General features: G+C 67.6%; 26 protein-coding genes and 2 pseudogenes. 13 read left to right on the forward strand and 15 right to left on the reverse strand.

The annotated features are described in order from the left end of the window. From A5678_RS15460 to A5678_RS15480, 5 genes and pseudogenes are all read right to left on the reverse strand, one after another. A pseudogene (locus A5678_RS15460) lies at positions 1-193 on the reverse strand (mammalian cell entry protein); the annotation flags it as partial. Next, positions 190-1230 carry a virulence factor Mce family protein gene (locus A5678_RS15465; RefSeq protein ID WP_068043836.1) on the reverse strand — a complete coding sequence of 347 codons (1041 nt, stop codon included), beginning with the start codon at positions 1228-1230 and terminating at the stop codon, positions 190-192. The pseudogene A5678_RS15460 and the gene A5678_RS15465, both read right to left, overlap by 4 nt. Beyond that, positions 1227-2534, reverse strand: coding sequence for an MCE family protein (locus tag A5678_RS15470; RefSeq protein WP_068043838.1), 1308 nt, complete (start codon positions 2532-2534; stop codon positions 1227-1229). The genes A5678_RS15465 and A5678_RS15470 overlap by 4 nt, the downstream gene beginning before the upstream one ends. Positions 2535-2539: 5 nt before the next feature. Continuing rightward, complete coding sequence (locus A5678_RS15475; RefSeq protein WP_068043840.1) at positions 2540-3418, reverse strand: ABC transporter permease; 879 nt, start codon at positions 3416-3418, stop codon at positions 2540-2542. A 1-nt stretch (position 3419) separates the two neighbouring features. Continuing rightward, positions 3420-4214 (reverse strand): ABC transporter permease, encoded by a 795-nt coding sequence (locus tag A5678_RS15480; protein ID WP_068043842.1) that lies wholly within the window; start codon positions 4212-4214, stop codon positions 3420-3422. A 1335-nt stretch (positions 4215-5549) separates the two neighbouring features. Here A5678_RS15480 and A5678_RS15485 point away from each other — a divergent pair. Both A5678_RS15485 and A5678_RS15490 read left to right on the forward strand, forming a co-directional pair. Further along, positions 5550-6704, forward strand: coding sequence for a thiolase family protein (locus A5678_RS15485; RefSeq protein ID WP_068043844.1), 1155 nt, complete (start codon positions 5550-5552; stop codon positions 6702-6704). After that, complete coding sequence (locus tag A5678_RS15490; protein WP_082945576.1) at positions 6701-7504, forward strand: crotonase/enoyl-CoA hydratase family protein; 804 nt, start codon at positions 6701-6703, stop codon at positions 7502-7504. The genes A5678_RS15485 and A5678_RS15490 overlap by 4 nt, the downstream gene beginning before the upstream one ends. A 55-nt stretch (positions 7505-7559) precedes the next feature. On the opposite strand, the gene A5678_RS15495 is transcribed toward A5678_RS15490, so the two are convergent. Together A5678_RS15495 and A5678_RS15500 are read right to left on the reverse strand one after the other, a co-directional pair. Beyond that, on the reverse strand, positions 7560-8576 hold the full coding sequence (locus A5678_RS15495; protein WP_068043846.1) for an NAD(P)/FAD-dependent oxidoreductase: 1017 nt from the start codon (positions 8574-8576) through the stop codon (positions 7560-7562). Beyond that, a complete protein-coding gene (locus A5678_RS15500; RefSeq protein WP_068043848.1) occupies positions 8573-9073 on the reverse strand; it encodes an isoprenylcysteine carboxyl methyltransferase family protein in 501 nt (166 codons plus the stop codon). Before A5678_RS15500 ends, A5678_RS15495 begins: the two co-directional genes overlap by 4 nt. A 211-nt stretch (positions 9074-9284) precedes the next feature. Between A5678_RS15500 and A5678_RS15505 the strand changes: the two genes are divergently transcribed. Both A5678_RS15505 and A5678_RS15510 read left to right on the forward strand, forming a co-directional pair. Further along, complete coding sequence (locus A5678_RS15505) at positions 9285-10430, forward strand: NAD(P)H-binding protein (protein ID WP_068043850.1); 1146 nt, start codon at positions 9285-9287, stop codon at positions 10428-10430. Further along, the gene (locus tag A5678_RS15510) at positions 10427-11149 is read left to right on the forward strand and encodes a CPBP family intramembrane glutamic endopeptidase (RefSeq protein ID WP_068043852.1); all 723 of its coding nucleotides are present in this window, start codon (positions 10427-10429) and stop codon (positions 11147-11149) included. The genes A5678_RS15505 and A5678_RS15510 overlap by 4 nt, the downstream gene beginning before the upstream one ends. Here A5678_RS15510 and A5678_RS15515 read toward each other — a convergent pair whose 3' ends face one another. Next, complete coding sequence (locus A5678_RS15515; RefSeq protein WP_068043853.1) at positions 11150-12499, reverse strand: NAD(P)H-binding protein; 1350 nt, start codon at positions 12497-12499, stop codon at positions 11150-11152. Between the two features lie 81 nt (positions 12500-12580). Continuing rightward, positions 12581-13390: an enoyl-CoA hydratase gene (locus A5678_RS15520; RefSeq protein WP_068043855.1), complete on the reverse strand. Its 810-nt coding sequence runs from the start codon at positions 13388-13390 to the stop codon at positions 12581-12583. A 97-nt stretch (positions 13391-13487) separates the two neighbouring features. On the opposite strand from A5678_RS15520, the gene A5678_RS15525 reads away from it, so the two are divergent. Further along, on the forward strand, positions 13488-14573 hold the full coding sequence (locus A5678_RS15525; protein ID WP_068043857.1) for a CaiB/BaiF CoA-transferase family protein: 1086 nt from the start codon (positions 13488-13490) through the stop codon (positions 14571-14573). A gap of 43 nt (positions 14574-14616) precedes the next feature. Continuing rightward, entirely contained in the window at positions 14617-15381 is a 765-nt protein-coding gene (locus A5678_RS15530; protein ID WP_068043858.1) for a 3-hydroxyacyl-CoA dehydrogenase, read from the forward strand. A gap of 132 nt (positions 15382-15513) precedes the next feature. Here the strand turns inward: A5678_RS15530 and A5678_RS28195 are convergent, their stop codons facing one another. Beyond that, positions 15514-15636: a hypothetical protein gene (locus A5678_RS28195; RefSeq protein ID WP_156655929.1), complete on the reverse strand. Its 123-nt coding sequence runs from the start codon at positions 15634-15636 to the stop codon at positions 15514-15516. Between the two features lie 310 nt (positions 15637-15946). On the opposite strand from A5678_RS28195, the gene A5678_RS15535 reads away from it, so the two are divergent. Together A5678_RS15535 and A5678_RS15540 are read left to right on the forward strand one after the other, a co-directional pair. Continuing rightward, positions 15947-18262, forward strand: coding sequence for an MMPL family transporter (locus tag A5678_RS15535; RefSeq protein WP_068043861.1), 2316 nt, complete (start codon positions 15947-15949; stop codon positions 18260-18262). Positions 18263-18326: 64 nt separating this feature from the next. Then, on the forward strand, positions 18327-18956 hold the full coding sequence (locus A5678_RS15540; RefSeq protein ID WP_068043863.1) for a class I SAM-dependent methyltransferase: 630 nt from the start codon (positions 18327-18329) through the stop codon (positions 18954-18956). Between the two features lie 10 nt (positions 18957-18966). Here A5678_RS15540 and A5678_RS15545 read toward each other — a convergent pair whose 3' ends face one another. Next, complete coding sequence (locus A5678_RS15545; protein ID WP_068043865.1) at positions 18967-19680, reverse strand: NAD-dependent deacylase; 714 nt, start codon at positions 19678-19680, stop codon at positions 18967-18969. A gap of 37 nt (positions 19681-19717) precedes the next feature. On the opposite strand from A5678_RS15545, the gene A5678_RS15550 reads away from it, so the two are divergent. Next, a complete protein-coding gene (locus A5678_RS15550) occupies positions 19718-20083 on the forward strand; it encodes a GntR family transcriptional regulator (RefSeq protein WP_066951550.1) in 366 nt (121 codons plus the stop codon). A 10-nt stretch (positions 20084-20093) separates the two neighbouring features. Here the strand turns inward: A5678_RS15550 and A5678_RS15555 are convergent, their stop codons facing one another. After that, positions 20094-20615, reverse strand: a complete 522-nt coding sequence (locus A5678_RS15555; protein ID WP_068043867.1) for a DUF1697 domain-containing protein — start codon at positions 20613-20615, stop codon at positions 20094-20096. Positions 20616-20692: 77 nt separating this feature from the next. On the opposite strand from A5678_RS15555, the gene A5678_RS15560 reads away from it, so the two are divergent. Continuing rightward, on the forward strand, positions 20693-21136 hold the full coding sequence (locus A5678_RS15560) for a PPOX class F420-dependent oxidoreductase (protein ID WP_068043868.1): 444 nt from the start codon (positions 20693-20695) through the stop codon (positions 21134-21136). A 36-nt stretch (positions 21137-21172) separates the two neighbouring features. Continuing rightward, on the forward strand, positions 21173-21361 hold the full coding sequence (locus tag A5678_RS15565; RefSeq protein WP_068043870.1) for a DUF5302 domain-containing protein: 189 nt from the start codon (positions 21173-21175) through the stop codon (positions 21359-21361). Between the two features lie 40 nt (positions 21362-21401). Here A5678_RS15565 and A5678_RS15570 read toward each other — a convergent pair whose 3' ends face one another. Next, on the reverse strand, positions 21402-21935 hold the full coding sequence (locus A5678_RS15570) for a nuclear transport factor 2 family protein (RefSeq protein ID WP_068043872.1): 534 nt from the start codon (positions 21933-21935) through the stop codon (positions 21402-21404). Positions 21936-22047: 112 nt separating this feature from the next. Between A5678_RS15570 and A5678_RS15575 the strand changes: the two are divergent. Both A5678_RS15575 and A5678_RS15580 read left to right on the forward strand, forming a co-directional pair. Further along, a pseudogene (locus tag A5678_RS15575) lies at positions 22048-22621 on the forward strand (HhH-GPD-type base excision DNA repair protein). 28 nt (positions 22622-22649) lie between these two features. Continuing rightward, positions 22650-22796 (forward strand): DUF1059 domain-containing protein, encoded by a 147-nt coding sequence (locus tag A5678_RS15580; protein ID WP_066951537.1) that lies wholly within the window; start codon positions 22650-22652, stop codon positions 22794-22796. Between the two features lie 72 nt (positions 22797-22868). On the opposite strand, the gene A5678_RS15585 is transcribed toward A5678_RS15580, so the two are convergent. Together A5678_RS15585 and A5678_RS15590 are read right to left on the reverse strand one after the other, a co-directional pair. Further along, positions 22869-23993, reverse strand: a complete 1125-nt coding sequence (locus A5678_RS15585) for a hypothetical protein (RefSeq protein WP_197502154.1) — start codon at positions 23991-23993, stop codon at positions 22869-22871. Between the two features lie 29 nt (positions 23994-24022). Further along, entirely contained in the window at positions 24023-24703 is a 681-nt protein-coding gene (locus A5678_RS15590; RefSeq protein WP_068043876.1) for a hypothetical protein, read from the reverse strand. Positions 24704-24764: the final 61 nt, after the last annotated feature.

Genomic DNA, 24764 nt, shown 5'->3' on the forward strand with positions numbered 1-24764 from the left:
CATTCACGCCGGAGATGCGCACCTTGTCGTTCTTTTTCAGTTGACCGGTGTCGGTGAACTGCCCGTAGTAGCTCGGGGCGGCGAACATCATCGGGACGCTGGTGAAGCTTTGGCCGACGGCGACCACGAGCACCAGTACGGTGATGCCCATCAGTCCGACCCGACCGCGGTTGAATTCCGTCAGCGTTCTCATTGCGGCGTGCACCTACCGGTGGGCTGCTGCCAGATCCGAACCGTGCGTACCGGACCGCCAGGCTGCAGGCCGTTCCACTTGATGGTGAGGTCGCAGACGTAGTAGTTGCCCCAGTCCCCGTACAGGCCGATGCTGCGTCCGATCAGGTTGAGCGCGCTCGGCATCTTGTGGATCAGATCGCCGAGCTGATCGCGTTGGTCGACGAGCGGCTGCTGAAGCGCCTGCACGTAGTTGATCGCTTTGTGCAGCAGAGCGCGGTTGTCCGCCAGCAGGTCGGCCACTGTTCCGGCGGCATTGCTGATGTTCGCGGTGGCGGCGGCCAGTGGGTCGGCGTGGTGTTCCAACCCGGTGATCAATCGCTCGAAATTGTCGACGGCCTGGTCGAATTCCTTGCGATGCCGAACCGTGGTGTCCAATACGAGGTTCAGGTTGTTGACCACCTCGCCGATGGCCTCGTCGCGGTCAGCGATGTGCGCGGTCAGCTGCGCGGTCTGGTCGAGGATGTCGTCGATGGTGCCGCCCTGCCCCTGAAACACCGTGATGATGGCCGACGCGATCGTGTTGGCCTTCTCCGGATTGAGCGCCCGAAACAGCGGCTTGAAACCACCGATCAGGGCGTCGAGATCCAGCGCCGGTGAAGTTCGGGATAGCGGAATGAAGCCGCCCGGCGGCAGGACTCTGTCAGTGCCCTCACCCTCGCCGTGCTTGAGCTCCAGGTAGCGATTACCGATCAGGTCGAGATAGCGGATCTGCGCGATCGTCGACTGGTAGAGCGGTATCGAGCGGTCGACGTCGAAGTCCACCTGTACCCGCATGGTGTCGTCGAGCAGCCGCACTTTTTTGACCTTGCCGATCTCCACTCCCGCGGCACGGACGAACTGTCCGTCGCGCAGGCCGCTGGCGTTGCTGAACTCCGCGGTATAACTATTGGTGCTGTTGAAGCGCATCTGACCGAACACCACCACGATCGCCACGGTGATCAGCAGCAGCGCCAACGAGACGATGCCGAGCTTGATCGCGGTGCCGGTGACTTTCATGGGTTGATCGTGTTGTCCCCGACTTGGCGGCCCCACACATACTCGATTGCATACGGTGAGCCGGTGTCCAAATGGTTGTAGGGCGCGAGGCTGGCACCGGTGTCCACCACTAGTTCGGGTGCGGGCCACAGATCGTGTGTGATGGGCTGCCAGCATCCCGGCGCACCCCCGGGGCCGCCGCGGGCGTTCACCCGCGGCAGATTATCCGGATACACATAGGGATTCGGCGCGCCGCCGACCACTCCGGCGAGCCCGAGGAGCCCCATGGTGGCCGCGGTGCCGGTCAACCCTGGGAGAGTCAGTAGGCCTCCCAAGCCTGAGGTCAGCTCGGTCATGGTTTTCATCGCGTAGCCGTTGCCGCCGCCCGTCGCCGCGTAGGCCCGGGGTTCCTCGTCGTAGTAGTTGCGGATGGTGCAGAAGATTTCGGGGCTGTAGGTGTCGAGCAGCTGGGCGGTGGGGACCAGGTCGGCCATCCCTCGCTGCAGGTACGGCCCGCCCCGGCGAAATATGTCCGCACCGGCGTTGCCCAAGCCGGTGGCGGCCAACAGCGCGGCGTCGAGGTCGGCTTCCTGGCGGTGCAGCGTGCGCGTTGTGATGAGCGCGTTGTTGAGGGAGTCGAGCAGATCCGGTGCGGCGTTGGCGAAGGTGCCGCCCAGGGCCGCCAGCTGCCGGGTGTCATGCCGGGTCTGCGGCATTTGCGGATTGATGTCGTCGAGGATGGCGTTGCCGTTGACGATAGACTGCCCGAGCTTGTCGCCCATGCCAGTCAACGCTTCCGCGGCCGCGGTAAGCGTCAGGTTGACCTTGACCGGATCCACCTTATCCGTGATCGCGGTGAGCGTCTCGAACAACGTGTTGAGCTCCGTTGTAACGGACCCGGCATAGATCACTTGCTGTGGGCTGACGGTTTGCGGCACAGGGTTTTTCGGCGAGGTCAACGAAACGTACTTGTTTCCGAAGACCGTGGTCGCGTTGATATTGACGTCCACGTTGGCCGGAATCAGCTCGATGTACTTCGGATTCACGTCCAAAACGAACTTGGCCGCCGGTATGCCGTCCCGCTCGACCTCCGAAATGCTGGCCACCCGGCCGACTTCCACGCCGTTGTAGGTGACCTTCGACCCCGGATCCATCACCAAACCGGCCCGGGGAGCCACCATGGTCAAGGGCGTCTTCGGCGTGAACTGGCCCCGAAACTGCAACCACACGAACGCAAGCACCATTGCAGCGACAGCCGAGAACACCAGAGCCGTTGTCTTGTACGGGGGGATACGTGGCGGGTTCTCTCGCACCAGGCTCGTCATGGCGGCTACACGGTGAGGTTGAAATTCGGGTTTTTGCCGTAGACCGCCATCGCGGTGAGCACGACGACCACAACGATCGTCACCAACGACAGCCGCATCGACCGGCCGACCGCTTCACCGACGCCGACGGGCCCGCCGGTGGCGGTGTAGCCGTAGTAGCAGTGGGTGGTCATCACGATCACCGCAGCCGGCAGCACCTGTGCGAACGACCAGCCCACGTCGTCGAGGCGCAGGAATGTGTGGAAGTAGTGGTTGTAGGTGCCGGGGGACTGCCCGTAGAAAAACACGGTGGTGACCTGTGCGGAGAGGAAGGCCAGGGTCACTGCCAGTCCGTAGAGCGGGATGATGACGACGAGGCCCGCCACCACGCGGGTGGAGGCCAGATAGGCGACCGATCGGATGCTCATCACTTCGAGCGCGTCGATCTCCTCGCTGATGCGCATGGCACCCAGTTCGGCGGTCGCGCCGGCGCCGACCGTGGCGGCCAGCGCCTGACCGGCGGCGACCGGCGCGACGAACCGCACATTGACCATTGCGGCCAAAAAGCCGGTGAATGCGTCGGCACCGACGTTGCCCAGCGTCGCAAAGCCTTGGATAGCGACCAGTGAGCCGGCGGCGAGAGTGATGAAGCCGATGATGGCGGCGGTGCCACCTACCACGGCCATCGCGCCGGTGCCCATCCCCATCTGGGCAATCATGCGCAGCAGCTCTCTGCGGTAGCGGTGTAGCGCGAAGGGGATCTGCCCGACTGCACTCAGCGCGAACCAGACCATCTGCCCGACCTCGACCATTAGCCGGGGCGCGGCGTCACAGTAACTACGGAGGGCAGCGGCTGCCCGCGGGAAGCGGGTCCGTAACGCGACAACCGCGGTAGCCGCTGCCATGTCAGCGGCCCGGTCCGAACCGGACACCGATCGTGGTCAGCGCCGCGTTGATCGCGAAAAGCGCGATGAAGCACAGCACCACCGTCTCGTTGACGGCAGTGCCCAGACCTTTGGACCCGCCGCGCACGATCAGCCCTCGATAACAGCCGACCAGGCCGGCGACCAGCCCGAACGTCGCGGCCTTGATAATCGCGATCACCACCTCGGGCAGGCCGGTAAGTGCGGTCAGCGTGGACACGTAGCCACCGCTCGAGACGTTCTGCAGGTACACGCTGAACAGGTAGCCGCCCGCCAGCCCCACGCCGACCACCAGGCCGTTGAGCAACACCGCGACGATTGTGGAGGCGACGACGCGGGGCACCACCAGCCGATGGATCGGGTCGATGCCGAGCACCTCGAGCGCATCGATCTCCTCGCGGATGGTGCGCGCGCCGAGGTCGGCGCAGATAGCAGTGCCCCCGGCGCCGCCGACAACCATCACCGTCACGATCGGGCCGAGCTGGGTGACCGCGGCTATCCCGGCACCAGCACCAGAGGTGTCCGCGGCGCCGAACTCGCGCAGTAGGACGTTGAACGTGAAGATGAGCAGCACGGTTTCCGGGATGGACAGCGCGATAGCGGGCAGGAGCGACACCCGCATGAGGAACCAGCCGGCCATGATGAACTCTCGCCACTGGAACGGCCGAGTCAGGGCTTTGCCGGTCAGTGCACACATTCGGAAGAATCCGCCGGTCACTTCCGCCCCTGCCCGGAGGTGGTTTCCAAATTTGCCGGCGACCAGGTTCAAGGCAGTCATCGGTGCGGCTTCCGACGTGGAGCTTGCACCGTCGATCGATTGAGGGCACGGATCCGGGTCGGCGTGTGGTAACCGACCGGACTGCCGAATCGCATCGTCTGCTTAAGCGGATCTTGCATTGTCGTGAGTGTGAGATTGGCGTTGGCGGCCTCGATCCCGATTCGCAAGCACGTCGGCGGAGTGAGAGCCCACCGAAAAGCGATTCTCCAGAGGGTATTTCGAGTCTTCGGCGAACGACGGCGATCCCCGACGGCATCGCCTCAACCCCCGGCGCAACGGTCCTTGGTGCGACTCGCCGGGTAACGCATCACCGGGCTCCAGACACCGGTCGATCACTTGCGCCCCTTGACCGACGCTCTCCGGCCCGCTCCGAATCCTTTCGGTTGTGCCACGCAGCAACTATCGCATTCGACGCTTAGATAGAAGCGTCGACACGCGCGTACGGTCAGTCAATTATTGAATACCCGAGGTATAAACGGCGGGTCATTGCGCCGGAATCTTTTGGGCTGCTCCATGATCGCGACGCTTCGCCGACTTGGGCCTTTACGCAGCCCTTTGGCGCACCATCGGATGCACGTCCACTGGCATTCGTCAGCGAACAAATCGACGGTACGTACAGTGAGTGCAGGTGCGACTAGTCGCACTACGACAGTGCGCAATACAAGCTGGTTCAGCGCTACAAGTGAGAATCGACTACGGGCCAACTACCAGCTCGCGCAAAGCATTCTGTCGCCGCGCTGTTCAATCTGTCGCACCCCGGTACCGCGGCAAGGGATCGTGCACGACCGAGACGACGTCCGCGGAGGGTTCCGCACTTGATTCAGCGCCAAGCGGTCGAGCCGCAGCCCGCTCAGAAGACATCGACGAAGGCGGCCCCACTCGTTCGGGTGTCCGGGACTCGGCGGTGTTGCGACAAAACATATTCGAGTCGGGACGCCGTTGTCGTGGACCGTTGGGCTGTCTAACATCCGTGCACTCCCTTGGCGGGGTTCTCTCCTCCGACCCGAACGCTCAAATGCTCCAGACCAAGTCTGGTGCCTCCCCGAATGCCGCGGTCCTACAGGGCATTTCGCCCCGCATTCAAGGGCTCGTGAGTTGCCTGGCAATGGGACCGAAATTCGGCGACCTGAACGATTCACCAACGGTTCCACCTTCGCAACTGCTGTCTAGTCGCCTCACGACCGCGGTGGCAGCAAATGGCCTCACGGGCGAGTTGGCATGGAGGCCGGTACGAGCCAACCGGGCTTGGCCACGCCGGAACCACCCCGCCCTCGAACCTCCCAACCCCTTGGTTGAGAATCGACGCAAGACCCACACGTCAAAGGAGACATCACCATGGCTGAAGCCGTCATCGTCGAGGCTGTCCGCTCACCGCTCGGGAAGCGCAACGGCGGACTGTCCGGGGTGCACCCGGCCGACCTGTCCGCGCAGGTCCTCAACGGGCTGGTCGACAAGGCCGGTATCGACCCGGGAATCGTCGACGACGTGATCTGGGGTTGCGTGATGCAGGCCGGTGAGCAGGCCCTCGACATCGGCCGCACCGCCCTGCTGGCCGCCGGCTGGCCGGAAACCGTCCCGGGCGTGACCGTCGACCGCCAGTGCGGATCGAGCCAGCAGTCCATCCACTTCGCCGCGGCGGGCGTGGTCGCCGGGCACTACGACGTCGTCGTCGCCGGCGGTGTCGAGTCGATGTCGCGGACACCGATGGGATCGTCGCTGGCCAACGGCGGCAACCCGTACCCCCAGGCTTTCAAGGACCGATACCACCGGACGCCGAACCAGGGCATCGGTGCGGAAATGATCGCCGAGCAGTGGGGCCTCGACCGCACCGCGCTCGACGAGTTCTCGCTGGGATCACACGAAAAGGCCGCGGCGGCACAGGATTCGGGCGCGTTCGACGACCAGATCGTGGGCATCAAAGTGGCCGATGACCACGAAAAAACAACAGTGCTCAAGGACGAGGGCATCCGACGCGGCACCACAATTGAGAAGATGGCGTCGCTGAAGCCGGCATTCAAGGAAGACGGCGTGATCCATGCCGGCAACTCCTCGCAGATCACCGACGGTTCGGCCGCACTCCTGTTCATGTCGGCCGAGAAGGCCAAGGAACTGGGCCTAACGCCGATCGCCAGGGTGCACACCGCGGTACTGGCCGGCGCCGACCCGGTGATCATGCTGACGGCGCCCATCCCGGCGACGCAGAAGGCGCTCAAGAAGTCGGGCCTGTCCATCGGCGACATCGGGGCCTACGAGGTCAACGAGGCGTTCGCGCCCGTTCCGCTGGCGTGGCTGAAAGACATTGGGGCCGACGAGAAGAAGCTCAACCCCAACGGCGGCGCCATCGCGCTGGGCCACCCGCTCGGCGGCTCCGGCGCGCGGCTGATGACCACGCTGCTGTATCACATGCGGGACAAGGGAATCCGGTACGGCCTGCAGACGATGTGCGAAGGTGGCGGTCAGGCCAACGCCACCATCGTGGAGTTGTTGTGACGGACGCTGCCGAAGACCAGCCCGCGGTGCTGGTCGAAAGACGCGGCAACGTCATGGTGATCACCATCAACCGGCCCGAGGCCCGCAATGCGGTCAACGGTGCCGTCAGCATCGGCGTCGGTGACGCGCTCGAGGCGGCGCAACACGCCCCCGAGGTGCGGGCCGTGGTGATCACCGGCGCCGGCGACAAGTCGTTTTGCGCCGGCGCCGATCTCAAGGCGATCTCGCGCCGGGAGAACCTGTATCACCCCGATCACGGCGAGTGGGGTTTCGCGGGTTACGTGCACCATTTCATCGACAAGCCCACCATTGCGGCGGTCAACGGCACCGCCCTGGGTGGGGGCACCGAGCTGGCCCTGGCCAGCGACCTGGTGGTGGCAGACGAGCGGGCCAAGTTCGGCCTGCCGGAGGTCAAACGCGGGCTGATTGCGGCCGCGGGCGGCGTGTTCCGGATTGTGCAGCAACTGCCGCGCAAGGTGGGAATGGAGCTGCTGTTGACCGGCGAGCCGATCACCGCCTCCGAGGCCCTCGAATGGGGCCTGATCAACCAGGTGGTCGAGGGCGGCACGGTACTGGACGCCGCGCTGGCGCTAGCCGCCCGGGTGACCGTCAACGCGCCGCTATCCGTGCAGGCCAGCAAGCGCATCGCCTACGGGGTGGACGACGGGGTCATCACCGACGAGGAATCAGGGTGGCAGCGCACCATGACGGAGATGGGAGCCCTGCTGCGATCCGAAGACGCCAAGGAGGGGCCGCTCGCTTTCGCCGAGAAGCGGGAGCCGGTCTGGAAGGCGCGCTAGCCAGCCCGCTGACGATGCGCGCCGGACCGGCGTGCTGAGGAAGCGGGCAATCAAGCTAGGTCGCGAGGACATTCACCCCGCGCTGGAACGCGGCGGGCAGCAGCGTGCACGCGGGCACGATGGCACGGCGCGCGAGCGGTGGGGTGCTGGCCAGCACCAGGCCGCGGGTCAGCAACCGGTAGTTGCGGGTAATCCGTTGCCACGCAAGCTCATACGACCATGGCGTCTCGTCGGCGATGGCGGCGACGGCCGCGGCCGCTTGCTTGACCGCCAGGCTGATGCCCTCGCCGGTCAGCGCGTCCTCGTACCCCGCCGCGTCGCCCACCAGCAACACCCGCCCCGCGACCCGGCGGGAGACCACCTGCCGCAACGGCCCGCACCCGCGCGCCTCGCCACGGCCCGCGCCCGCTAACTGCCCGGCCAGCCGGGGGAACCAGGACAGGTCGGGCCGGCCGCGCGACAGGATCGCCACGCCGACCAGGTCCGGTTCCACCGGGGTCACGTACGCCTCGCCCCGGCGCGACCAGTGCACCTCGACGAATTCCGACCATGCCGGCACCCGGTAATGCCAACGGACGCCGTAGCGCCGCGGCGTCCCCGCCGTCACCGTGATCCCGACGGCCCGCCTGACCTGAGAATGCAGTCCGTCGGCCGCCACCAACCATTTCGCGCGTACACCGGCGGCCGTCACCCCGTGCGCGTCCTGCCGCACCGTGGTCACCCGCGTCCGAAGCCATTCGGTGTCTTGCTCTTTGGCCCGCGCGGCCAGTGCCGCGTGCAAGGTGGTGCGGCGCACGCCCCGGCCCGGCCCGTTGCGAAATCGCGCCTGCGCCCGCCGGTGTTCGCTCACGTAGGCGATGCCGTGAAAGGGCATGCCGACCGGGTCGACGCCGAGGGACGTCAGCTCGGCCAGCCCACCGGGCATCAGACCCTCGCCGCACGCCTTGTCGACGGGGCCCTCTCGCGGGTCGGCGACGATCACCGAAAGTCCTTGGCGGCGCGCGTGTAACGCCGTGGCCAGGCCGCCCGGGCCGCCGCCGACGATCAACAGGTCGGTGTCGTAATCGTTCACGTGTAACCCAGAGCGGAGTTCTCGACCTGCAACCGCACCCTCAGCAGCGCCGCATTGGCGAGCGTGAAAATGGCCGCGGTCAGCCACGCCGTGTGCACCAACGGCAGCGCCAACCCCTCAGCCACCACTGCAACATAGTTCGGGTGGTGCAGCCATCGGTAGGGACCCTGGCGCACCAGCGGGGCATGCGGCAGCACGATGACCCGGGTGTTCCACCGCCGCCCCAGCGTGGCGATGCACCACCAGCGCAGGCCCTGGCTGAGCGCCACCACCGCCAGCATCGGCCAGCCCAGCCATCCGATGAACGGCCGGTGCAGCGCCCACGGCTCGAAAACGCAGCCGACCAGCAGCCCGGTGTGGATGAGCACCATCACCGGATAATGCGGTCGACCAAATTCCTTGGCGCCCTGGGCAAACGACCACCGCGCGTTGCGCTTGGACACCACCAGCTCCACGACGCGTTCGATGGCGACCGCCAGGACCAGCAGGTAATACATGTCTCCACTATCTCTTGCGGGGGCTCCTCGTACCGGGTCACGGTGCCGCCGCCGCGGGGGTTCACCCGCCGCGAGCTGGGGCACCTCCCGCTTGCGGGGGAAACCACACGGCGGAAATTCGGCCCGAAAAGCGCCGTGGCGTTACGTACGCGACCAGAGGTCCCGTGCCCGCCAGGTTTGCGTGCATCGTCGCCGGGCTAGGTTAAAAGGTATGCGCATCCTCGTCACCGGTGCCACCGGCTATGTCGGATCGCGGCTGGTCACGGCGCTGCTGGCGGAGCGGCACCACGTCACGGCGGCCACCCGAAACCCGGAGCGCCTCAGGCGTTTCGGATGGTTCGACGACGTCACGCCGGTGGCCCTCGACGCGGCGGATCCCGCCTCGACCCGCGCGGCCTTCGCCGGCTCCGGCCCCGTTGACGTGGTGTATTACCTGGTGCACGCCATCGGCCAGCCCGGCTTCCGCGACGCCGACAAGGCCGCCGCCGCCAACCTGGCCGCTGCGGCCAGGGACGCCGGCGTGCCGCGCATCGTCTACCTGGGCGGATTCGTACCCGCCGACGAGGTCCTGTCCGAGCACCTGACCAGCCGGGCCGAGGTGGCCGAGGCTCTGACGGTCCCGGACGGCCCGGAGTTGGTGTGGCTGGGCGCGGCGATGATCATCGGCGCCGGCTCGACGTCGTTCGAGATGATGCGCTACGTCGGAGACCGCTTTCCGCTCATCCCCATCCCGAGCTGGATGGACAACCCGATCGACCCGATCTCTATCCGCGATGTCCTGCATTACCTCGTCGCCGCGGCCGGTCCCGACCTGCTCCCGCCGGGGGCGTACGACATCGCCGGCCCGGACACCACGTCCTACCGGGAGCTGCTCAGAACGTATGCACGCATCTCCGGCAGGTGGCACGCGGGGTTGCCGGTCGGCAGGGTCGACACCGGGCTGGCGTCGCTGGTCACCGGCGTCGCGTTGCCGGTGCCGCCGGGTCTGGCGGGGGATCTGGTCGAATCGCTGGACCATCCGATGGTGGCGTCCGACAGCGACCTACGCGATCGCGTGCCCGATCCGCCCGGTGGGTTGCTCGGCGTCGACGCCGCCATTGCCTTAGCCTTGGCCGATCAGTCGAATCGCCCGCGGCCCGTCAACGCGCTGGCCGATCCCCATCATCTGGCCGACACCGATCCCGTGTGGGCCGGCGGCGACGCGCGGCGCATCCGTCGCGTCGCTCGGCGGCTCACCCCACCGGTCGCGCGGCCGGCCCTCAGGCTGGTCAACAGCGTCCCCGGGCCCGTTGCGGGCGCGCTGCGAACTGGCCTCGACATCCTGACCTCGCTGACCCCGAAGGTGCGTCTCGCATGACCCAGTCAACCGCCCCGTCCAGCACCGGCACGCTGTCGGAGTGGCGCCGGGCGCTCACCAAAGTCGCTGTGCCGCGCCATGAGTCGCCCCGCGTCGTGCGGCGCCGGCGGGTCATCGTGGCCATGGCGGTGGTCATCGGTGCCGTGGTGCTCGGGTTTTCGTTGCGGCGGAACCCGGGCGATTCGAGCTTCTACTGGCTGACCTTGGCCCTGGCGGGGGTGTGGGCCGCCGGCGGGTTCGCGTCGGGCCCCCTGCATCTGGGTGGCATCTGCTGGCGCGGCCGCAACCAGAGGCCGGTCATCACCGGGACGGCGATCGGCCTGCTGCTCGGGGCGATTTTCGTGATCGGCGGGCTGATAGCCCGGGAGATCACGCCCGTGGCGGAGCTGATCACCAGGGTGCTGGAATACGCCCACCACGGGTGGTATCCGGTGATCGTGGCGATCACGCTCGTCAACGCCGTCGCCGAGGAGGTGTTCTTTCGCGGCGCGCTCTACACCGCCCTGGGCCGGTATCACCCCGTCTTGATCTCGACCGTCCTCTACACGATCGCGACGCTGGCCAGTGGCAATCCCATGCTCGGTTTCGCCGCCATCATCCTGGGGACGGTCTGCGCGTTCGAGCGCCGCGCGACCGGCGGCGTCCTGGCGCCGGTGCTCACCCATTTGGTGTGGGGGCTGATCATGGTCCTCGTGCTGCCCCCGATGTTCGGGGTCTGACTAATCGGTTGTCGAACTCGCGACGTCGTGCGCCAGGGCGCGCATGGCGGCGGCGTGCCGCGACCGCGCGAGCAACCAATACACCCGTCCAGGGATGCCGCTGGGGAGGAAGGTCGACCGCTGCGTGTACCGGCATCCGCCTCCCTCTCGGGGCGCGACGGTGATTTCCAGCCACTCTTGCCCGACCTTGCGTTTTTCCGCCCGCAGCCGCATCCCGGAGCCGGGTTCTGCCTCTTGCACCGTCCAGCGCCCGCCGCGCGCGGCCCTCTGCACAGCTTTTTCCAGGGCCTTCCAGACACCCTCGGGCCCGGCATCGGTCATCGCGGTCTGCACATCGGTGTAGACGATCTCGCCGGCCCACTCGGGGTCGCTGGGCAGCAGATTGGCCGGCTCGGTCCGCAACGACGACCAGGTGGCGTCGGGTTGCCCGCGCTGCGCCCGGTTGAGCGCGAGTTCCACGGCCCGGCGGTAGCCCGTCAGGCCACCCGGCGGCGGTGCGATGATGCCGTCGATGTCGTGGTTGCGCATGACCGCGTCGCATTCCAGCGATTCGATCAGCGGCCGCGCCAATCCCGGGGGGATCGGCGTCACCGTCCCCACCCAGAGGCTGGCGATCGTCGGTGTCAGGAACGGCAGCGCGATCAGATATCGCTTGCCCAGCCCCGCCACGTCGGCGTAGACGCGCATCATGTCGCCGTACTCCAGGACGTCGGGCCCGCCGACGTCCCACGTCCGCGATGACGGCACGGGCGCGGTCGCCGCGGCGACCAGGTAGTGGAGCACATCGCTCACCGCGATCGGCTGAATCTTGTTGTGCACCCACTTCGGGGTGGTCATCACCGGCAACCGGTCGGTGAGGTGGCGGATCATCTCGAACGACGCCGAGCCGGAACCGACGACCACCCCGGCCTGCAGCACGACGGCCTCGACGCCGGACGCGATGAGGGCCTCACCCACGGCCTTGCGGGACTCCAGGTGCGGTGAGAGCTTTCGGCCTTCGGGATGCAGGCCGCTCAGATACACCACCCGTCGCACCCCGGTGCGGCGTGCTGCTGTCACGACGTTGCGGACCGCGCGCGTCTCCTCGTCGGCGAAATTCTCCGACGTGCCCATCGAATGGACCAGGTAGTAGACGACGTCGATCCCGTCGAACGCCGCGACCAGCGAGTCGACGTCGCCCAGGTCGCCGCGTGCGACTTCCGCCTGTTGCCGCCACGGCACGTCCGCCAACTTGGCCGGGTCGCGCGCCAAGGCGCGCACCTGGTGGCCCTCGTCGATCAGTCGCGGCACCAGCCGGCCGCCGATGTAGCCGGTCGCTCCGGTCACCAGGCAGCGCACCCGTTCAACCATCGGTTCTCCGTTCCTCAGGAAAGGCTGACGCGACAGGATTGCCGGAACGATCCGGGACTAAAAGCCCCCGGCCCAAGGAATTCAGCGGTCGGTGAAGTCCGGCGTGCGGCGCTGCTGGAAAGCGGTTGTGCCCTCGATGAAGTCGTGCGATCGCAGCAGCACCGCCTGTCCCTCGTACTCACGCTGCAAGGCCGGATCCAACTGGGGGAGCGTGGCGGCGTTGACGGCGAGCTTGGTCTTGCCGAACGCCGCGACCGGTCCCGCCAACAACCTCGCGATCACCTTGTCCACCTCGGCCTCGAATTCGCCGGCCGGGTAGACCGCGCTGACAAGTCCCCAGGACAGCGCCTCGGCGGCGGGCAGCCGTTCGGGCAGCAGCGCCATGTGCATCGCCCGGATGCGGCCAACGGCCGCGGCGATCAGTGCGGACGCACCGCCGTCGGGCATCAACCCGATCTTGGTGAAGGCGAGCAGGAAAAAGGCGCTCTCCGAAGCCAATACGACGTCGCAAGCCAGCGCCAGCGATACCCCGACGCCGGCAGCGGGCCCCTGCACCACGGCGACCACCGGGCGCGGCACAGCGGCGATCGCCCGGATCAGCCGGTTGATCTCCAAGACGATTTCGTCCGGCGAGACGCCGGTTTCGGACACGTCGTCGGCGCTGATGCCGGCCCCGGAACAGAAGCCGCGGCCCGCGCCGCCGAGGCGCACAACTTTCACTTCCGGGTCGGTGGCCGCGCGTTCCATCGCGTCGGCGATGCCGGTAATCACCGGTACGGTCAGCGAATTGAGGCTGTCGGGCCGGTCGATGGTCACCGACAGCACGCCATCGGACAGCGTGACGGAAAGGCCGGCGACGGGAGTCAGGGTGTCGATCGCGGATTGGAGCATGGGCTCACCCTAAGTGACCGGGCTGCGCGCCCGCCCGGGGCGGCTGCGAAGATGCCATCTACAACAGGCGTCAGAGCAGACGAAAGGTCGGTAGATCGTGGCTGGACCGCTGAAGGGACTTCGGGTCGTCGAGTTGGCCGGCATCGGGCCGGGCCCGCACGCGGCGATGATCTTGGGGGATCTGGGCGCCGACGTGGTGCGCATCGATCGGCCATCGACCGGTCCCGGCGGTGTCGCGAAGGACGCCATGCTGCGCAACCGGCGCGTGGTGACCGTCGACCTCAAGTCCGACGAGGGACGTGCCGCCGTGCTCAAGCTCGTCGCCAAAGCCGACGTGTTGATCGAGGGCTTCCGCCCCGGTGTCACCGAGCGGCTCGGCCTCGGGCCCGAGCAGTGCGCCGAGGTGAACGAGCGCCTGATCTACGCCCGGATGACCGGTTGGGGACAATCCGGTCCGCGCAGTCAGCAGGCGGGCCACGACATCAACTACATCTCCCTCAACGGGATCCTGCACGCCATCGGCCGGGCGAACGAGCGCCCGGTGCCGCCGCTGAACCTGGTCGGCGACTTCGGCGGCGGCTCGATGTTCTTGTTGGTCGGCATCCTGTCCGCGCTGTGGGAGCGGCAGAACTCCGGCAAGGGCCAGGTGATCGACGCCGCAATGGTCGACGGTTCCAGCGTGCTGATCCAGATGATGTGGGCGATGCGGGGACTGGGCATGTGGTCGGACGTGCGCGGGACCAACATGCTCGACGGCGGCGCGCCCTATTACGACACGTACGAGTGCGCCGACGGGCGCTACGTCGCCGTGGGCGCCATCGAGCCGCAGTTCTATGCGGCCATGCTGGCCGGGCTCGGCCTGGACGCCGCCAATCTGCCGGCGCAGAACGACGTCGGCCGCTGGCCCGAGCTGCGGGGGGCGCTGACGGCGGCCTTCGCCGCTCACGACCGCGACCACTGGGCGAAGGTGTTCGCCGATTCCGACGCCTGCGTGACACCGGTGCTGGCGTTCGGGGAGGTGCACACCGAACCACACATCACCGAGCGGAACACGTTCCACGAAACCGACGGTGGGCTGCAGCCGTTGCCGGCCCCGCGGTTTTCCCGCACCACGCCCGACGTGCCCCGCCCTCCGGCCGCGCCACTGCCCGACGTCCAAGCCGTGCTGAACGACTGGGTATAGTCGCCAACCAACTGGTTGGCTGGAATCCCGAGGAAGGACTCGCATGGAAATCAAGGACGCCGTAGCCGTCGTCACCGGGGGCGCCTCCGGCCTGGGCTTGGCCACCACCAAGCGGCTGCTGGACGCCGGGGCGCAGGTTGTGGTGATCGACCTGCGGGGCGAAGAGGCTGTCCAAGAGCTCGGCGAGCGCGCCCGCTTCGTGCAGGCCGACGTCACCGACGAGGCCGGCGTCAGCAAGGCGCTGGACACCGCCGAGTCGCTGGGCCCGCTGCGCATCAACGTCAACTGCGCGGGGATCGGCAACGCCATCAAGACGCTGTCCAAGGACGGTCCGTTCCCGCTTGATGCGTTCAAGAAGGTAGTCGGGGTCAACTTGATAGGCACGTTCAACGTTTTGCGGCTGGCGGCCGAGCGCATCGCCAAGACCGAGCCGGTGGGCCCCGAAACAAGCCCAGAGCGTGGCGTCATCATCAACACCGCCTCGGTCGCCGCCTTCGAGGGCCAGATCGGCCAGGCCGCCTACTCGGCGTCCAAGGGCGGCGTGGTCGGGATGACGCTGCCGATCGCACGCGACCTGTCGCGCGAGCTCATCCGCGTAGTGACCATCGCGCCGGGGTTGTTCAAGACCCCGCTGCTGGGTTCGCTGCCTGAGGAGGCGCAGAAGTCGCTGGGCAAGCAGGTTCCGCACCCCGCCCGGCTCGGTGATCCCGACGAGTACGGCGCACTCGCGGTGCACATCATCGAGAACCCCATGCTCAACGGCGAGGTCATCCGCCTCGACGGCGCGATCCGCATGGCGCCTCGCTGAGGCTTCGAAACACGAAAGCCCCCCGCGATGAGCGGGGGGCTTTCGTAATGAAGCAAGAACTTATCGACGGAACCATCGGCTGACGGCGGGTTCGGCCATTAACAGGCGTGCGAGCATGCTCATGGTCGTACCTCAGCTCGCAGCTTGCAGTTCGTCGAACTGCTCCGAGGTTTCGCCTTCCACCAGAACGTCGCCGTGGTAGAGGGCATCGAAGTCAACCTTGATGACGTCGGCACTTGTGTCGTCGATCCACATGACAGTGAGCGTATGGGCCACCATTAAGGAATCTTTGAGTCACGATTCGGAAAATGGTGGCAATTTACCGGCGGGTAGGTTGTAAGCGGTCGAGGCCGGCGTTTAGCCCCTGACCTGCTTAATTGGCACACATTTTTCTGGCCGGACTCTTACTGTCGGCGCGGTTTAAAGCGCCGCGTTGAACCGTGCGCCCGCCGCCGTCCGTGCTTGAAGAAGGAATCTGTTTGACGCGTGAAAATTAGCGTTTGCTAAGTTGTCGCCGGTACGCCAGCGGCCAGCGCGATCAGCACCGGCGGCGGAAGGGCTCGACATGCTGCAGGGGATCGCCCGATTGGCCATCGCGGCGCCGCGCCGCATCATCGCGATAGGCGTTCTGGTTTTCATCGCCGCCGCGATCTTCGGGATCCCCGTCGCCAAGAGCCTGTCGCCCGGGGGCTTCCAAGATCCGCACTCGGAGTCCGCCCACGCGATCCAGGTGTTGACCGACAAGTTCGGACAGAGCGGTCAGCAGATGCTGATCCTGGTGACAGCGCCCGGGGGCACCAATAGCGAACAGGCCCGCAATGTGGGGACCGACCTGGTCAACCAGCTGCGGAAGTCACCGTTGGTCTACAACGTGTCCTCGCCGTGGACGGTCCCCCCGGAGGCGGCCGCGGACTTGGTCAGCCGCGACGGCAAGTCGGGCCTGCTCGTGGTCAACCTCAAGGGCGGCGAGAACTACGCGCAGACCAACGCCCAAACCATCGCGGACCAATTCGTCCACGACCGCGACGGCGTGACCGTCAGCGCCGGCGGCGCGGCGATGCAGTACGCCCAGATCAACACCCAGAACCAGGCCGATCTGCTGGTGATGGAGATGATCGCGCTCCCGCTGAGCTTCGTGATTCTCATCTGGGTCTTCGGCGGGCTCCTGGCGGCGGCGCTGCCGATGGCGCTGGGGGCGCTGGCCGTGGTCGGTTCGATGACGGTGTTGCGGCTGATCACGTTCACCACCGAAGTGTCGATTTTCGCGCTCAACCTGAGCACCGCGCTGGGCCTGGCGCTGGCCATCGACTACACCCTGCTGATCGTCAGCCGGTACCGCGACGAGTTGGCCGACGGCAGCGACCGGGAACAGGCGCTGATCCGGACCATGGCCACCTCCGGGCGCACGGTGCTGTTCTCCGCGGTGACCGTGGCGTTGTCCATGTCGGCGACGGTGGCGTTCCCGATGTACTTCCTCAAGTCCTTCGCGTACGCCGGCGTGGCCACGGTGGCCTTCGTCGCGACCGCCTCGATCGTGATCACGCCGGCCGCCATCGTGCTGCTGGGTCCCCGGCTGGACGCACTGGACGTGCGCCGGCTGTTGCGCCGCGTCTTCCGGCGCCCCGAGCCGGAGCACAAACCCGTCGAGCAGCTGTTCTGGTACCGGTCGAGCAAGCTGGTGATGCGCCGCTGGGCGCCGATCGGCCTGACCGTCGTTGCGGTGCTGCTCCTGCTCGGGCTTCCATTCCTCGGCGTGAAATGGGGCTTCCCGGACGACCGGGTGCTGCCGCGTTCGACGTCGTCGCATCAGGTCGGTGACCGACTGCGCAACGATTTCGCGGACGACTCCGCGACGTCCGTGCCGGTCGTCGTCCCCGACGCGCGGGGCCTGAGTCCGGCGGACCTGGACCGGTACGCCGCCGACTTGTCGCGGGTTCCCGACGTGTCGGACGTGTCGGCTCCGGGCGGGACGTTCGTAGGCGGGAATCGGACTGGACCGCCGGCCGGGGCCACCGGGCTGGCCGACGGCAGCGCCTTCCTGACCGTCAGCAGCACGGCGCCGCTGTTCTCCCCGGCCAACGACGCCCAACTCAAGCGGTTGCATGAGCTACCCGGGCCGGGCGGCCGCGCCGTCGCGATGGGCGGCGTCGCCCAGGTCAACCGCGACAGCGTGGACGCGGTCACCGACCGGCTTCCGCTGGTGCTCGGGCTGATGGCCGCCATCACCTTCGCGCTGTTGTTCCTGCTCACCGGCAGCGTGGTGCTCCCGGCGAAGGCGCTGGCCTGCAACATCCTCTCGCTGACCGCGGCCTTCGGTGCGCTGGTGTGGATCTTCCAGGACGGGCATCTCGGCGCGCTCGGAACCACGCCGAGCGGGACGCTGGTCGCCAACATGCCGGTGCTGCTGTTCTGCATCGCCTTCGGGTTGTCGATGGACTACGAGGTGTTCCTGCTCTCGCGGATCCGCGAGTACTGGCTCGCGTCCGGGGCCGCCCGACCGGGACGGCCGACCCCGAAGGAGGCGCACGCCGCCAACGACGAGAGCGTCGCGCTCGGCGTCGCCCGTACCGGCCGGGTGATCACCGCGGCCGCGTTGGTGATGTCGATGTCCTTCGCCGCGCTGATCGCCGCCCACGTTTCGTTCATGCGGATGTTCGGTCTCGGCCTGACGCTCGCGGTGTTCGCCGACGCCACCCTGGTGCGAATGGTCGTGGTGCCGGCGTTCATGCATGTGATGGGCCGGTGGAATTGGTGGGCGCCCAGGCCGCTGGCCTGGCTGCACGATCGGTTCGGCATCAGCGAGGGCGGGGCCCACGTGTACGTCGAGCCGGTCCCCCTCGACGGTGGTCCGCTGGCGGAACCCGTGCCCAACATCTGCTAACGCGCCGATCGATTTGTCGCAAGACCCTATTGTGAGGCTCATCCGAGTCGGAAGGTTGACGTGTATGACAACGGCGGTGGACAACCCCTTCTTCGCGCGCATCTGGCCCGTCGTCGCCACCCACGAAACTGAGGTGATACGGTCCCTTCGCCGGGAGAACCTCGCGGGGCTGTCGGGGCGGGTGCTGGAGGTCGGTGCGGGCATTGGGACGAACTTTCCCCACTACCCGGAGTCGGTTCACGAGGTGGTGGCGGTCGAGCCCGAGCCGCGGCTGGCGGCCCAGGCCCGCGCCGCGGCGGATGTGGTGCCCGCCCGCGTCGTCGTGACGGGCGAGACGGCCGAAGGGTTCGGCGGCGGGGAGCCGTTCGACGCCGTGGTGTGCTCGCTGGTGTTGTGCTCCGTGCAGGATCCGGGCGGCGTGCTCCGACGCCTGTATTCGTTGCTGCGGCCGGGTGGCGAGCTGCGCTACCTCGAGCATGTGGCGAGCGCCGGGGCGCGGGGCCGCTTCCAACGGATCGCCGACGCGACGCTGTGGCCCCGGTTGTTCGGCAACTGCCACACCCACCGCGACACCGAGCGCGCAATAGTCGACGCCGGATTCGAAGTCGACGTTTCCCGGCGCGAATTCACGTTGCCGGCGTGGGCGCCGATGCCGGTGTCGGAAATCCTGCTGGGCCGCGCCCGCAGGCCGTAATCCCGCGCGGCTACTTCAGCAGCGCGGGCAGCCGCTTCAGCAACCCGGGCAGCGCCTGGCCGGCCGTCTCGCGGATGCTGATCGTGGCGTTTCTGGACAGCGGCGTGACCTCGGGATTGACCTCGATGACGGCGGTGCCGCGCGAGAGCGCCAGCTCGGCCAGCCCGGCGGCCGGATAGACGATCGCCGAGGTTCCGACGACGACCATCACGTCGGCGGCCTCAGTCGCCGCGACGGCAGACTGCCACGGTGCGTCGGGCAACGGCTCACCGAACCACACGATGTCGGGCCGGATCAGGCCACCGCAGTGGCAGACCGGCGGCTCCACCTCCAGCATCGGTTCGGGCATCGCGGGCAGCGCGCCGGTGTACGGCATACCGCAACGGTCGCAACGGAATTCGAACAGGCTGCCGTGCAGGTGGTGAACCGGCATACTCCCGGCGCGCTCGTGCAAGTCGTCGACGTTCTGGGTGATGACGCTGACTTCGGCGCCGTCCTGCCAGGCGGCGATGGCGCGGTGCCCGGCGTTGGGCTGGACGTCGGCCACCAGATAGTGGCGCCACAAGTACCATCCCCACACCCGCTCGGGGTTGTCGCGCCACCCTTGTGTGCTGGACAGCTCGTAAGGATCGAAGCGGGCCCACAACCCGTTCTTGTCGTCGCGGAAGGTCGGCACCCCGCTCTCCGCGGAGATTCCCGCGCCGCTCAGCACCGCCACTCGCATCCCACAAAGATAGCCGTGCTTGCGACATACTGAAGAGGTGGAGTTGCGGGATTTGCTGAAGGTCGACATGAAAGCGGGCAGGCCGCTGTTCGACCAGCTCAGGACCCAAGTCATCGACGGCGTCCGGGCCGGTGCGCTGCCGCCCGGGACCCGGCTCCCGACGGTGCGCGACCTGGCCGGCCAGCTGGGCGTCGCGGCCAACACCGTGGCCCGCGCCTACCGCGAACTGGAGTCGGCGGCAATCGTTGAAACCCGCGGGCGCTTCGGCACTTTCATCTCCCGCTTCGACCCGACCGACGCCGCGATGGCGGCCGCCGCCAAGGAGTACGTCGAGGTGGCCCGGGCGCTGGGGCTGACGAAGTCCGACGCGATGCGCTACCTGACCAACGTGCCGGACGACTGAGCGCGCCGTCTTAACGCAAGACCTTCGCCAGCGTGCGCAGGTTGCGCGTGGTCGTCGACGACTTGTAGCGCGGCTTGCCCATCGTCTTGCCGATCGTGCTGTCCAGGGTGCCGCCCTTGGGCACCTGCCAATAGATGACGCCCGCGCCGGGGCTGATCCGCTCGCCCGTTCCGGCGGCCTCGCCGAGTGCGGAGAGTTCGTCGAGCGCCGCTTCGTCGGCGACGAACGTGACGTAGGACTGGTAGCCGTCGACCTCGGGCTCGAACGGATAGGCGTCGACGACGGCCCGCACCGTCTCGAGGTCATAGACCAGGACCCACGCGTCGTAGCCGAATTTCTCGCGCAGCGCGGCTTCGGCCTTCTTGCGCACCCCGGCCGCACCGGCGGATGACTCCAGCAGGACGTTGCCGCTGGCCAGGATGGTGCGCACGTTGGTGAATCCGGCGTCGGTCAATGCGCGCGCCACCTCGGCCATTTTGAGGTTGACGCCGCCGACGTTGACGCCGCGCAGGAACGCCGCGTACTTGCTCATCATCCGATTTCACCAGGGCGGCCCGTGCCGACGCGCTCCGGGACCGGTTGCTGGACGCGCGACGTAGGCTTTCTCCCATGGGACGCCAAGTCTTCGACGACAAGCTGCTGGCCGTGATCAGTGGAAACTCTCTCGGAGTGCTGGCCACCATCAAACGCGACGGACGCCCGCAGCTGTCGAACGTGAGTTACCACTTCGACCCGCGCGACCTGGCCGTGCGGGTGTCGATCACCGAGCCGCGCGCCAAGACCCGCAATCTGCGCCGCGATCCGCGGGCATCGATCCTGGTCGACGCTGACGACGGGTGGTCGTATGCGGTGGCCGAGGGCACGGCGATTCTGACTCCGCCGGCGGCCGCCCCCGGCGACGCCACCGTCGAGGCGCTGATTGCCTTGTACCGCAACATTGCCGGCGAACACCCGGATTGGGACGAGTTCCGCGAGGCGATGGTCACCGATCGGCGGGTGTTGCTGACCCTGCCGATCTCGCACGTCTACGGCATGCCGCCCGGGGTGCGGTAGCCGCCCGTTTGCGGCAATCCCGGCTAGGCTGCCGCTATGGCTGAATCGAAGTCTTCCGAGGCGCCGGAATCGGACGACGACAACAAGCGCAAGTTCCGCGAGGCCCTCGACCGCAAGATGGCCAAGTCGTCGGGCGGGTCCGACCACAAGAGTGGCGGCAGTAAGCAGTCTCGTGCGCACGGCCCGGTGGAGAACCGCCGCGAATTCCGCCGCAAGAGCGGCTGACTGCCGGCCGTCGCCCGTTGCGCGCCAATCACTTTGGCGATCAGCCTTCGGTGCGGGTGAACAGGCCGACCGACGGGTCGGCCTGGCCGGGTTCGCCCCGCAGGCTGCCGCGGGTGCTCGGGTGTCCGAAGTCCACTCGCGACGGGTCGTTCTGGTAGGCCCAGTCCGCCACGATGGTGCGCTGACGGAACTTCCAGCGGCCGTCGTGCTTGGTGTACGTGTCCAGGTACCGGCCGCCGATGATGACGTCCAGATCGTGTTCGGGACCGGCGAAGGTGTGGAACACCAGGCAGTAGATCTCACCCCGGGCCGTGTCCCCCTCGACCACGAAGTTCGTTGTGGTGATGTTGTGTTGGGAGACACGCACATACGGTTCCGCGGCCTGTAGTTGGACGATGAAATGTTCGACGCCGCCCGTCGAGAACGAGCCGTGCGCGTCGGTCGCGTCGGGGTGATACAGGCGGCGAAGCGCGTCATAGTCGGCGCGGTCGACGGCCCGGCAATACGCGGTGACTAGTTGATGCAGTTCGTCGCGGTCCAGCATCAGTGCCAATCGGGCCTCATCCACCACCACGTCACCTGACTCCCTGGTTATTCGGCGGCCGCAAGCGCCTCTCTGATAGGTAGTCTCTCAACACAGAGGCCATCGGCCTTAGGGTGTTCGGCGGAAAGGTTGGTCGTTGACGGTGAAACTTTGGCTCGCTCAAGATCCTGAGGCCGACGCGCTGCTGGACGAGAACCCGTTGGCCCTGCTAATCGGGATGGTTCTGGATCAGCAGGTGCCTTTCGAGACGGCCTTCTCGGGGCCGAAGAAGATCGCGGACCGGATGGGCAACTTCGGTGCTCATGAAATCGCCGAGTACGACCCCGACAAGTTCGCCGCGCTGTGTTCGGAAAGGCCTGCGATACATCGCTTTCCGGGATCGATGGCCAAGCGTATCCAGACCCTGGCCCAGATCATCGTGGACCGTTACGACGGCGATGCCGCCGGCCTATGGACCGCCGGCGACCCCGACGGCGAGGAGTTGCTGCGGCGCGTCAAGGGGCTGCCCGGTTTCGGCGAGGTCAAGGCGCCAGATCTTTCTGGCTTTGCTGGGCAAGCAGTACGGCGTGAATGTAAAGGGCTGGCGCGCGGCGGCCGGGCAGTTCGGCAAGGCCGGCACGCACATCTCCGTCGCCGATATCGTCGACGCCCAATCGATGGGCAAAGTGCGTTCCTACAAGAAGCAGTTGAAAGCGGCGGCCAAGGCTGCCAAGTAGTAGGTCACCAGAAGGGAAGGGCGGCAACGTGAAGACACACATAACGTGTCCGTGCGGGGAAGCCATCGTCGGCAAGGATGAGGACGAGTTGGTCGAGCTGACCCAGGCTCATCTCGCCAGCGATCATCCGGGCCTCGAATACGACCGCGACGCGATCTTGTTCATGGCGTACTAACGGACTGACTGAACGCCGAGCGCGCGTGCCCCGGTGGGACACGCGCGCTCAGGGCGGGGAACAGTGAGGGCCCTACGGCACCACCGTGGAGCCGATGGTGGGCATGAATTGGCACTGCTTTTCCTTGGTGGTGACCTGCCCGAAAATGGTCGACATGATGCTGCCCGACCCGGTGTCGGCGATCGCGGTCAGCGTCGTCGGCCCGTCGCCGTTGATGTCGGTGCGCGGCTTGAGCGCGACCGTCCCCGACTTGCCCGTGCTCAGGTTCACCCACGTGACGTTCAACGGCAGCTTCTGCACCTCGGCCGGTCCGGGGGTGCCGACGGCGGTGAACACGTAGGCCGTCTGTCCGGGGCCAGGACCGGGAGTCGGGATCTTGGCCGGGCCGGCCACCGACAGGGCGGTGGCGATCGCGCTGGTGCCGTCCGCCAGGCAGTTGGTGCCGATCGAGGGATACATGAAGTCCTGCGTGGGCGGAGCGTCGGGGCCGAATCCCGAGGCCGCCGCCGGTGCCGCGTCGGGCGCGGGAGCGGCGGCCGGTGGAGCCTCGGCCGGCGCCGGGGGTGCGGGTACGGGCGCCGCGACGGGTGCGACGGTGCCGGGCGCCGGCGCGGCCACCGGCGGTGTCGCAGCCGGCGGACCTGTGACCGGCCCGACAGCGCGCGCCGGGTCCGAGCCGAGGGACAGGTGCGACTCGCCGCCAGGTTCGACGCCCGCTGCCGGCGGAGCTGCGACCGGACCCGGACCGGCGGCGTGTGCCGGGTCGATGCCGGTCGGCAGGTGTGACTGGGCGCCCGGTTCGACGCCCGCCGCGGGTACATGCGGCACCGGCGAGCCGTCCGGGAAAGCTGTTCCGGGGCCGGTGGCCGGCGATCCCGGCTGGGCCAGGAATTGATTCACCGACTGGGCCACGTTCCGGGACTCGGTGGGCGCGCCCTGGTTGTGGCTGAAGGCCTGCGCTGCGGCCATGAGCAGCTGTGTCGCCTGCCCGGGATTGGTGGCCGCCTGCTGAATGATCGGGCTCAGCTGCGATAACGCCGGCAGGCCCGGGAGTTCTTGAGTCGAATTCGGTTGCGGTGTCGCCGGTTCGGCTGCCGCGCTCGGGCAGAACCCGAACGCGGCAGCCGATGCCGTCACGACAGCGGCCAATCCTTTGGACAGATTCCAAGTGGTTGCCACGGTGTGTCCTCCGGTCAGTAGGGGTGGCTTTGCTGTCGGTTAACTAATCAGGGCAGGGCGGCGAGCAGCGGCGCCACCGGGTTGGCCCCGGTTGCCGGTGCGGCCGGAGCCGCCGGAGCCGCCGGAGCGGCGGGAGCCCCGGCCAGTGCCGGCAGGTCCTGCGGCAGGGTCATCTGCGCGGGCACGTTGACCGGCAGATTGGGCAGGAACGCCGGCATGTCGACCTTCGCCTGCGGAATCTGCGGGGCCGGCGGGGTGGCGGGGGCGGTCGGCGTCGACAGCCCCGGGATGGCCGGCAGTCCCGGTATGGATGACGTGGCCGGTGCGGCGGGCGCCGCGGGTGCCGCGGGTGCCGGCTGCGTCAGCCCCGGGATCAGCCCCTGGAGGCCCTGGGTGGTCGCCGGGGCGGAAGGCGTCGGTGCCTGCGCCAGCCCGGGGATCGACGGAACCGCGGCGGAAGGCGCCGGTGCCCCCCCGGCGGCCGACGGAACACCCGGGAAGGTAATGCCCGGAGCGGCCGGCGCGGCCGGCGGGGTGGCGCCCAGGGCGGTAGCGAGGTTCTGCAGGATTTGGGGTGCGTTGGCCGCCGAACTGATCAGCTGCTGCGGAATGTTCGGAATCGGCGGAGCCGGCACAGGGTCGGCGTGGGCGATACCGCCCGTGAGTAGGGCTGCGGACGAACCGACGACGACGGCCGCTGCACGCATGTAAGTCCAGATGGTTGGCATGACTCTCCCTGGTTGTGGAAAACGGGTCCGTCGCCGAAGTTACGTTGATACTGATGGGACT

The organism is Mycobacterium sp. E2733, assembly GCF_001667585.1.
Classification (GTDB): domain Bacteria; phylum Actinomycetota; class Actinomycetes; order Mycobacteriales; family Mycobacteriaceae; genus Mycobacterium.

What these genes read in the sequence shown, in the direction of transcription:
- A5678_RS15465 (WP_068043836.1), bottom strand. Translation starts at nt 1,230, where the DNA reads ATGAAAGTCACCGGCACCGCGATCAAGCTCGGCATCGTCTCGTTGGCG.
- A5678_RS15470 (WP_068043838.1), bottom strand. Translation starts at nt 2,534, where the DNA reads ATGACGAGCCTGGTGCGAGAGAACCCGCCACGTATCCCCCCGTACAAG.
- A5678_RS15475 (WP_068043840.1), bottom strand. Translation starts at nt 3,418, where the DNA reads ATGGCAGCGGCTACCGCGGTTGTCGCGTTACGGACCCGCTTCCCGCGG.
- A5678_RS15480 (WP_068043842.1), bottom strand. Translation starts at nt 4,214, where the DNA reads ATGACTGCCTTGAACCTGGTCGCCGGCAAATTTGGAAACCACCTCCGG.
- A5678_RS15485 (WP_068043844.1), top strand. Translation starts at nt 5,550, where the DNA reads ATGGCTGAAGCCGTCATCGTCGAGGCTGTCCGCTCACCGCTCGGGAAG.
- A5678_RS15500 (WP_068043848.1), bottom strand. Translation starts at nt 9,073, where the DNA reads ATGTATTACCTGCTGGTCCTGGCGGTCGCCATCGAACGCGTCGTGGAG.
- A5678_RS15505 (WP_068043850.1), top strand. Translation starts at nt 9,285, where the DNA reads ATGCGCATCCTCGTCACCGGTGCCACCGGCTATGTCGGATCGCGGCTG.
- A5678_RS15510 (WP_068043852.1), top strand. Translation starts at nt 10,427, where the DNA reads ATGACCCAGTCAACCGCCCCGTCCAGCACCGGCACGCTGTCGGAGTGG.
- A5678_RS15515 (WP_068043853.1), bottom strand. Translation starts at nt 12,499, where the DNA reads ATGGTTGAACGGGTGCGCTGCCTGGTGACCGGAGCGACCGGCTACATC.
- A5678_RS15520 (WP_068043855.1), bottom strand. Translation starts at nt 13,390, where the DNA reads ATGCTCCAATCCGCGATCGACACCCTGACTCCCGTCGCCGGCCTTTCC.
- A5678_RS15530 (WP_068043858.1), top strand. Translation starts at nt 14,617, where the DNA reads ATGGAAATCAAGGACGCCGTAGCCGTCGTCACCGGGGGCGCCTCCGGC.
- A5678_RS28195 (WP_156655929.1), bottom strand. Translation starts at nt 15,636, where the DNA reads ATGTGGATCGACGACACAAGTGCCGACGTCATCAAGGTTGACTTCGAT.
- A5678_RS15535 (WP_068043861.1), top strand. Translation starts at nt 15,947, where the DNA reads ATGCTGCAGGGGATCGCCCGATTGGCCATCGCGGCGCCGCGCCGCATC.
- A5678_RS15540 (WP_068043863.1), top strand. Translation starts at nt 18,327, where the DNA reads ATGACAACGGCGGTGGACAACCCCTTCTTCGCGCGCATCTGGCCCGTC.
- A5678_RS15545 (WP_068043865.1), bottom strand. Translation starts at nt 19,680, where the DNA reads ATGCGAGTGGCGGTGCTGAGCGGCGCGGGAATCTCCGCGGAGAGCGGG.
- A5678_RS15555 (WP_068043867.1), bottom strand. Translation starts at nt 20,615, where the DNA reads ATGAGCAAGTACGCGGCGTTCCTGCGCGGCGTCAACGTCGGCGGCGTC.
- A5678_RS15560 (WP_068043868.1), top strand. Translation starts at nt 20,693, where the DNA reads ATGGGACGCCAAGTCTTCGACGACAAGCTGCTGGCCGTGATCAGTGGA.
- A5678_RS15565 (WP_068043870.1), top strand. Translation starts at nt 21,173, where the DNA reads ATGGCTGAATCGAAGTCTTCCGAGGCGCCGGAATCGGACGACGACAAC.
- A5678_RS15590 (WP_068043876.1), bottom strand. Translation starts at nt 24,703, where the DNA reads ATGCCAACCATCTGGACTTACATGCGTGCAGCGGCCGTCGTCGTCGGT.